This window comes from Actinomadura sp. BRA 177 (assembly GCF_013372625.1).
GTDB lineage: Bacteria > Actinomycetota > Actinomycetes > Streptosporangiales > Streptosporangiaceae > Spirillospora.
Map to the genome: position 1 here is coordinate 1 of NZ_JABXFD010000427.1, position 7,074 is coordinate 7,074.

Consider the following 7,074-nt stretch of genomic DNA (forward strand, 5'->3'; position numbering starts at 1 on the left):
CTCGTGCCCGGGGGCGGCGGCGCGGACGAGGTCCATCAGCAGGGCGAAGCGTCCGTCACCCGACTTGTAGACGCCGTGCCCGAATCCAGGGATGCGCTCGCCGCCGCGCAGCCGCTCCCCGAGCACACGGGACGCCGACGCCGGGTCGGCGACCTCGGCGATCAGCCGTTCCGCGCCGTAGGACGCGCCGCCGTGCAGCGGCCCGCTCAGCACGCCGAGCCCGGATGAGACGACCGCGTACGGGTCGGCGCGGACGGAGGCGGCGACCCGCGCGGCGACCGTGGACGCGGCCAGCTCGTGGTCGGCCAGCAGAATCATGGCGGCCTCGAAGGAGCGCAGCAGGCCGGGCTCGGGCGGTTGCGCGCAGAGGCGGCTCCAGAGCCGTTCGGCGATGCCGCCTTCGGTGTGGTCGGCGGCGGGCGGGAGGGCCTCGACCAGGCCGGAGATCAGCGTCCGCCCGGTCGCGGTGACGCCCTCGGGGTCGAGGTGGTGGCGCAGCGGGTCGGTGGCGGCGAGCGCCGTGACGATCAGCTGGAGCCGGTCGAGCGGCAGGAGGCCGGCGGGCAGGCCCGACTGGGCGGCGACGGCCGCCGCCACCCCGTCCTCGCGGGCCTGCCAGGGCTCGGTGTTCGCGTCGTCGGCCGTCCAGAGCCAGGCGGCGGCGTCCTCGAACGTCCCGGACTCGGCCATGGCCAGGACGTCGCGCCCCCGGTAGTACGGGCGGTCGGCGCCGAGCGCGGTGATCGCCGACTCGATCGCCAGCTCCCCCGGGCCGGGCGGGCGGCGCGGCTTCCCGCGCCGGGCCAGCTCCTCCACCTGCGCGGCGTCGAAGAGGCTGCGCCGCCCGTCCGCCGCGTGCCTGCGGCGCAGCACGCCGCGGCTCACGTACGCGTACAGCGTGGCGGGCTTCACACCGAGCCGCTCGGCGGCGGCCTTCGCGTCGATCCACTCGCTGACCTGGTCGTTGTCCATGTTCTCCGCTCTGAATATTGATTATGGTCAATATTGATACATGTAGATGACGGTGTCAATCTGTGGGCATGCCTCAGATCCACTTCCTGGACGTCACCAACCGCGACGGCGTCCAGACGGCCCGGACCGGGCTGTCCAAGTTCGGCAAGACGATGGTCAACTTCTTCCTGGGACGGCTCGGCGCGGCGCAGTCGGAGATCGGCTTCCCGTTCCTGTTCCACGAGGTCCCCTACGTGCGGGCGCAGATCGCGCTGGCGGAGGCGGGCGCGTTCGGCGGCCTGCGGCTCTCCGGCTGGTGCCGGGGCGTCGCGCAGGACGTGGAGAAGGCCGTCGAAGTGCGGGCGGGCGGCACCGGCCTCGCCCACTACAACCTGTCGATCTCGACGTCCGACTACATGATCGCGAACAAGTTCCGGGGGCGGCTGGACCGGGGTGCGATCATCCGCGAGATGGTCGCGGCCGTCCGCGCGGCCAAGGCGGGCGGGGCGCGGACCGTCGGGGTCAACGCCGAGGACGGTTCCCGCACCGACGACGGCTTCCTCAAGGAGTTCGCGCTGGCAGCGAAGGAGGCCGGCGCCGACCGCGTCCGGTACTGCGACACCATCGGAGGCGACACGCCAGACCGGATCAGGGAGCGTTTCGCGAAACTGGCGTCCGCCGTAGGGATGCCGGTCGAAACCCACTGCCACAACGACCTCGGCCTGGCCGTCGCCAACTCCATCAGCGGCGCGCTGGGTGATCTGGAGACGGGCCAGGACGCGTGGATCAACACGTGCGTGAACGGCATCGGCGAGCGGTCGGGCAACGCGGACCTACTGTCGACCATCCTCGCGTTCCGGCACGGGTTCGGGCTGGACGAACGCGGCATCGAGATCGGTGACCCGATCGATCTGTCGTGGGCGCGGCGGTTCGCGCTGTGGGCGAGCTACGCGTTCGGCCAGCCGCTCCCCTACAACCAGGTCGGCGTGGGACGGAACGCGTTCGCGCACGAGTCCGGCATCCACGCGGACGGCGCGCTCAAGGACCACGGCAATTACGAGCTGTACGACGAGCAGACCCTCGGCCCGTTCCCGGACGACTGGCACACACGTCCCGGACGGGTCGTCCTCACCGGCGAGTACGGCGGCAAGGCCGGCTTCAGGCATGTCATGGACGGGCTGGGCATCGAGCCAGTGGACGGGGACCTCGCGTTCAAGCTCGTCCAGTTGTGCAACGCCCAGACGGGCCGTCCGCTGACCGATGACGAACTCCGCCTGATCGGCACCTATCCGCGGGAGTTGTCGCTGCTCTTCCCCGGGCAGACCGGCTGATCGCAGGATTTGTCGGGGGCGGGCTCTACGTTCTCGGGCATGGCGAGCAGCACAGCGGCGGCCGGCGCCGCGCAGTCGTACACGTACACGCGGCCGTCCGGGCTGGACGCGGGCCTTCTGGGCCTGTCCACGTCCGGCGGGACGACGAGCAGCGGGCCGCAGGCGCATCCGCACTTCTTCAGCGGGGTCCTCATCCAGGCGGCGCCGGCCGCGGCGGGTCTGCTCGCCCTGGCCGACGTCGCGCAGACCCGGTACTTCCAGCCGCGTCCGACGTCCTTCCGCGATCCGGTCGTCACCTGCAACGGCGACCGGATCCGGATGGAGTCGTTCTCCGCGTGCGGTGGCGTCTACGCCAGGCTGGACGTGCTGGAGCCCGCGCTGGACGGCGACGTCCACGAACGCGGCACGACGAACGTGGACGTCAACGGACCCTTGCGCGAAGCCCTGGCCCGCGTCGGCGGGTCCGATCCGCTGCATCTGGCGGTCGGCGCCGAGGAACTGGCCGTGACGACGATGGACGGCGCGGTCGTGGAGAAGAAGGTGCCGCTGCCCGACCGGTGGCTCCGGGGCTTCGCCGAGGTCCAGGTCATCACGGCGGGGTTCGATCTCCGTGGCGAGTTGAAGGGACCCGACGCGGTGCGGTTCCTAAGGTCTCTGCCCAAGCGCGCGCGGGAGGCCCTGTGGGCCGTACCCGCCGGACGGACGCTGAGGGTGTCGTCCCGTCCGGCCCCTGGCGCGGTGTGCCTGGCAGGCCCCGACCGTCTGCGCACGATGCTGCCCCTGCTGCGCTTCGCCAAGGCCATGCGCGTCTATGGGCCAACCGTCGCCAACGGCAGCGGGCCCGTGTCGAGCGTCTGGGAACTGGAACTCCCAGGGATGCGCTACGTCCTCACCCTGTCGCCCCAGCATTTGCGTGGCTTCTCCGGTGAGGGCGCCGTGCTGGAGGACATCTCCACCGACGAGGCCGCAGGAGACGCCGACCTGCTCGGCGCGCTGCTCTCCTTCGAACCGCGCGTCGAACCCGACCTGCTCGCCGAGCGCTCCGGCCTCACCCTCGCTCGGACGAAGGCGGCGCTGACCCAGCTCGGAACGTCCGGCCGCGTGGGGTTCGACACCGCCGAGGCCGCGTTCTTCCACCGTGAGCTGCCGTACGACCCGGCACGCGTGGCCTCGCTCAACCCGCGCCTGCGTTCGGCGCGCACACTCGTCGAGGACGGCGGCGTGCGCTTCACGTCCGACGACACGGCGATCGTGCTGAGCAACGGCAGTGAACGGGAGGTCCGCTTCGACGGCGACCGTGTCACCTGCACGTGCCCGTGGTGGTTCGACCATCGCGGTGAGCGCGGGCCGTGCAAGCACGTCCTCGCGGCCCGCATCGTCCGCCGCGACGCCGAGCAGATCGTGGAGGCCGCGCGATGAGCATGCCGCATGCGCTCCAGAAGGCGATCGAGGCCGGCGACCCTGAGATGGCGGCGCGCACGGTCATGGACCTGGACGCATCAGAACGCCGCACGGCCGCCGCCGAACTCCCCGCGCTGCTGAAGGCGATGCGCGCCAGGACGGAGTACGGGTTCCTCGGCGATCAGGCCATGTGCGCGCTGCTCGTCGCCGGCGGCGGCACGATCGGCGGCCCCGCCGCCGCGGCGGCCTGGCTCTGCCGCAGCGATCTGCGGGTGTGGTGGTGGGGCGAGGGCAACACCGTCCTGGTCCGGCTGCTGTGCGAGGTCACGTCGGACCGCCCGAAGGAGTGGCGCGCCGAGGTGGCGCACCGGATCGCCGCCCGGGTGCGGGTCTCCGATGAGGAATGGTCGCGCTGGCATCTCGCGGCGGCGCTGATCAGGTCGGCCGGTGCCGCTCCCCCGGTATCGGACGGTTTCGTCGTCGGCTGGGTGTCCGCCCCCGGCCGAAGGGACCATCTCTCCGAAGACCCGTTCCTCGACACGCTCCTCCCGAAGCTGTTCGAGGTGGACGGCGTGGGGGCCGCCCTCGCCAACGACGCGACATGGATGCAATGGGACAGAACTCGTAAGAGCACGTGGGTGAGCGCACTGTCCGAGCTGGCCCGCGCAGGACGCATCGAACGCGCCCCCCTCCTGGACGGCTGCGTCAGCCGTTTCCTGCGCGGCGGCACCGCGCACAACCTCCGCTGGTTCGTCCAGCTCCACGACGCACTAGAACCGACCGACACCGAGACGGCCCCCCGCGTCCGCGACTACGTCCGCCTGCTGCCGACCGCACCGTCGACCGTCGCGGATCTCGCGCTGCGGCAGGTCCGCCGCGCCGACGACCTGGAAAGCCTGGACGCGGCCCTGTTCTCGGAAGCCGCCGACGCGCTGCTGTTCCGCCCGGAGAAGAAGCTCGTCCGGGCCGCGTTGACCTGGCTCGACCGGACGGCCCGCAAACGCGACCGGGCCGACGCCACGGTGCGCGCCCTCACCGCCGTCTTCACCTCCGACGCGGTCGACCTGCGGGACCGCGCCGTGAAGATCGCGGTCAAGCACGCCGCGCACGCGAGCGAACCCGTCCGCGCGGAGGTCCGGGACGCCGCCGGTGGTCTGCCCGCCGAACTGCGCGCGGCGATCGCCGGGGCGTTCGGCGAGGTCGAGGCCACGGTCGAACCCGAGCCGCTCATGGGCCCGCCGCCCTTCGTCCCCCGCGAGATGCCCGCCCCCATCGGCTCCCTCGCCGAACTGGCGGACGAGTTCGCCGTCCGGCTGCGCTCCGAAGAGGAGTGGCCCGCGACCGAGCGCTTCCTCGCCGCGCTCGTCGAGTTCGCCCACCGCGACCTCGCCGGCACCCGCGAGGCGCTCCGCAAGCAGGCCGACGACCTGGCGCCATGGCTCACGAAGCCCGACGACCATCCGTACATGCGCAGGCACGTCCAGGAGAGCTGGATCCAGTTCCCGGTGCGGAACCTGCTCCTTCTGGGCAAGACGCACAACCTGGCCGATGTCTTCGCGGCCCTGGCGCTGCGCCGCTCCCGTTCGGCCGGAACGGTGAACGATCCGCAGCTGAAACGGTTCCTCAAGTGGCGGCTGCACGAGATCGCGTCCGCCGTCGGGACGGCACCGCTCCTCCTCGCGACCCCCACCGAGGCGAGCGGCCACATCGCGTCCGACATCCTGGTCGGCCGCCTCGAACGCCTGGAGGCGGCGGGCAGCGCACCGGGGGGCGCCGACCTCCTGCAGGCGATGCTCCGCGTCCCGCGCGAAATCGACCCGGCGGCCGCGGTGCGCGCCAAGGCCCTGACCTCCGAGGCCGGCCGCAAGGTCGCGTCCTGGCTCGCCGCGGGCGGGCTCGCCGACCCGGCCGTCACCTGCACCGTCCTCGACACCCCCCTAGCCACCGTCGGCGGACGCAAGCTCCGGTTTCCCTCCCAGGTCCTGTCCATCGTGGACATGCCCGGCGACTCCGAGATCGACCGCCTGTGCGTATTCCCCGAACCGGACCGGCGGGACTTCGGAGCGCGGAACTTCGACCCGCACACCGGCCACTGGCCCGCCGTCCTGCCGTCCCACCGCGACATCGTCGCCGCCCATCTCGTCCCCTACCTGGCCGGCTGGGAGGACTACGGCTGGAACCAGGGCACCCTCATGCTGGGCCTGGCCGAGGCCGACGGACCCGCCGGCTCCGCCACCGGTACGCTCCTCGCCCACACGCTGGCGAACCAGGACCAGGACGAGCGGGCGAAGGCCGTCGAGGCGCTCCTCGTCCTCGCCGCCCGGGACGCGCTCCCGGCGGCCGAGACGGGCACCGCCCTCGGCAGGCTCTGCGCGCTGGGCCGCATCCCGCCCCCCCGCACCCTCAAGGCCCTCACGGCCGCCGCCGACGCGGGCGCCCACGCCGACGTGTGGACGATCCTGGCCACGGCCCTCCCGCACATCCTCCCCGCGCCGGGCGAACGCGCACCGGCCGGCCTCCCGTCCCTCATCACCCTGGCCACCCGCCTGGCCGAGGTCACCGGCGCCAAGGGCGCCATCCCGGAGGTCGCGGACGTGGCGGCACGCGGCGGCTCCAGCCGCCTGGTCAAGGAATCCGCCCGCCTCCACCGCACCCTGACCGCAACCTGACGACGCATACCGGTGTTGACGAAGATGTCGTCCCCGCATGGGACGCTGAGACCACCGGGAAGGAGCGCCCACGATGACCGAGACACTCGCGTTCGGCACGGTCGACACCGTGCTCGGCCGCCTGCTCGTCGCCGAGACCGAGACGGGCGTCGTCGCACTGCACTTCCGCGACACCCCAGCCGCCCGCGCCCGCACTGCCAAAGCCACCGGCCTACCCGTCGTCGACGCCCCGGACCGCCTTGCCCCGGCCCTATCGGCCCTAAGCGACTACTTCGCCGGCGACCTGAAGGACTTCGAGATCCCCATCGACTGGCGCCTCACATCAGACGCCCAACGCCAGGTGCTCACCACGCTGTACGAGTCCGTCCCCTACGGCAAGGTTCTCACCTACGGCCAGCTGGGCGATCGCAGCGGCACCGGCGTCCACGCCCAGGTCATCGGCCAGATCATGGGCAGCAACCCGATCCCCCTGATCGTCCCCTGCCACCGCGTCGTCGCCTCCAACGGCCTGGGCGGCTACAGCGGCGGCTCCGGCGTCGAGATCAAACGCTGGCTCCTCACCCTGGAGGGCGCCCTCCCCGCAACCCTCGACTGGGACCTCACCCGCGCTCCCTGAACGCGGGGGCCGGTCAGGCTGGGGTAGGTGCGTAGGTGATGCCGGTGAGGGCTTCCGAGGCCTCCCAGAGGCGGGTGGCGTGGCGGTTGGACTGTGGGGGTGTGGG

Annotated in this window: 5 protein-coding genes; 4 read left to right on the top strand and 1 reads right to left on the bottom strand. The window is 72.3% G+C overall.

The features are described 5' to 3' along the window. A partial coding sequence (locus tag HUX53_RS25670; protein ID WP_176405788.1) for a citrate/2-methylcitrate synthase occupies window positions 1–972 on the bottom strand: 972 nt, incomplete at its 3' end. A 68-nt stretch (window positions 973–1,040) separates the two neighbouring features. Here HUX53_RS25670 and HUX53_RS25675 point away from each other — a divergent pair. The 4 genes from HUX53_RS25675 (at window position 1,041) to HUX53_RS25690 (ending at window position 6,968) form a co-directional block, all read left to right on the top strand. Then, window positions 1,041–2,282 carry a LeuA family protein gene (locus HUX53_RS25675; RefSeq protein ID WP_176405789.1) on the top strand — a complete coding sequence of 414 codons (1,242 nt, stop codon included), beginning with the start codon at window positions 1,041–1,043 and terminating at the stop codon, window positions 2,280–2,282. Window positions 2,283–2,321: 39 nt separating this feature from the next. Continuing rightward, a complete protein-coding gene (locus HUX53_RS25680; RefSeq protein WP_176405790.1) occupies window positions 2,322–3,701 on the top strand; it encodes an SWIM zinc finger family protein in 1,380 nt (459 codons plus the stop codon). Beyond that, window positions 3,698–6,352 carry a DUF6493 family protein gene (locus tag HUX53_RS25685; RefSeq protein ID WP_176405791.1) on the top strand — a complete coding sequence of 885 codons (2,655 nt, stop codon included), beginning with the start codon at window positions 3,698–3,700 and terminating at the stop codon, window positions 6,350–6,352. The genes HUX53_RS25680 and HUX53_RS25685 overlap by 4 nt, the downstream gene beginning before the upstream one ends. 73 nt (window positions 6,353–6,425) lie before the next feature. Further along, window positions 6,426–6,968, top strand: a complete 543-nt coding sequence (locus HUX53_RS25690) for a methylated-DNA--[protein]-cysteine S-methyltransferase (protein ID WP_176405792.1) — start codon at window positions 6,426–6,428, stop codon at window positions 6,966–6,968. Window positions 6,969–7,074: the final 106 nt, after the last annotated feature.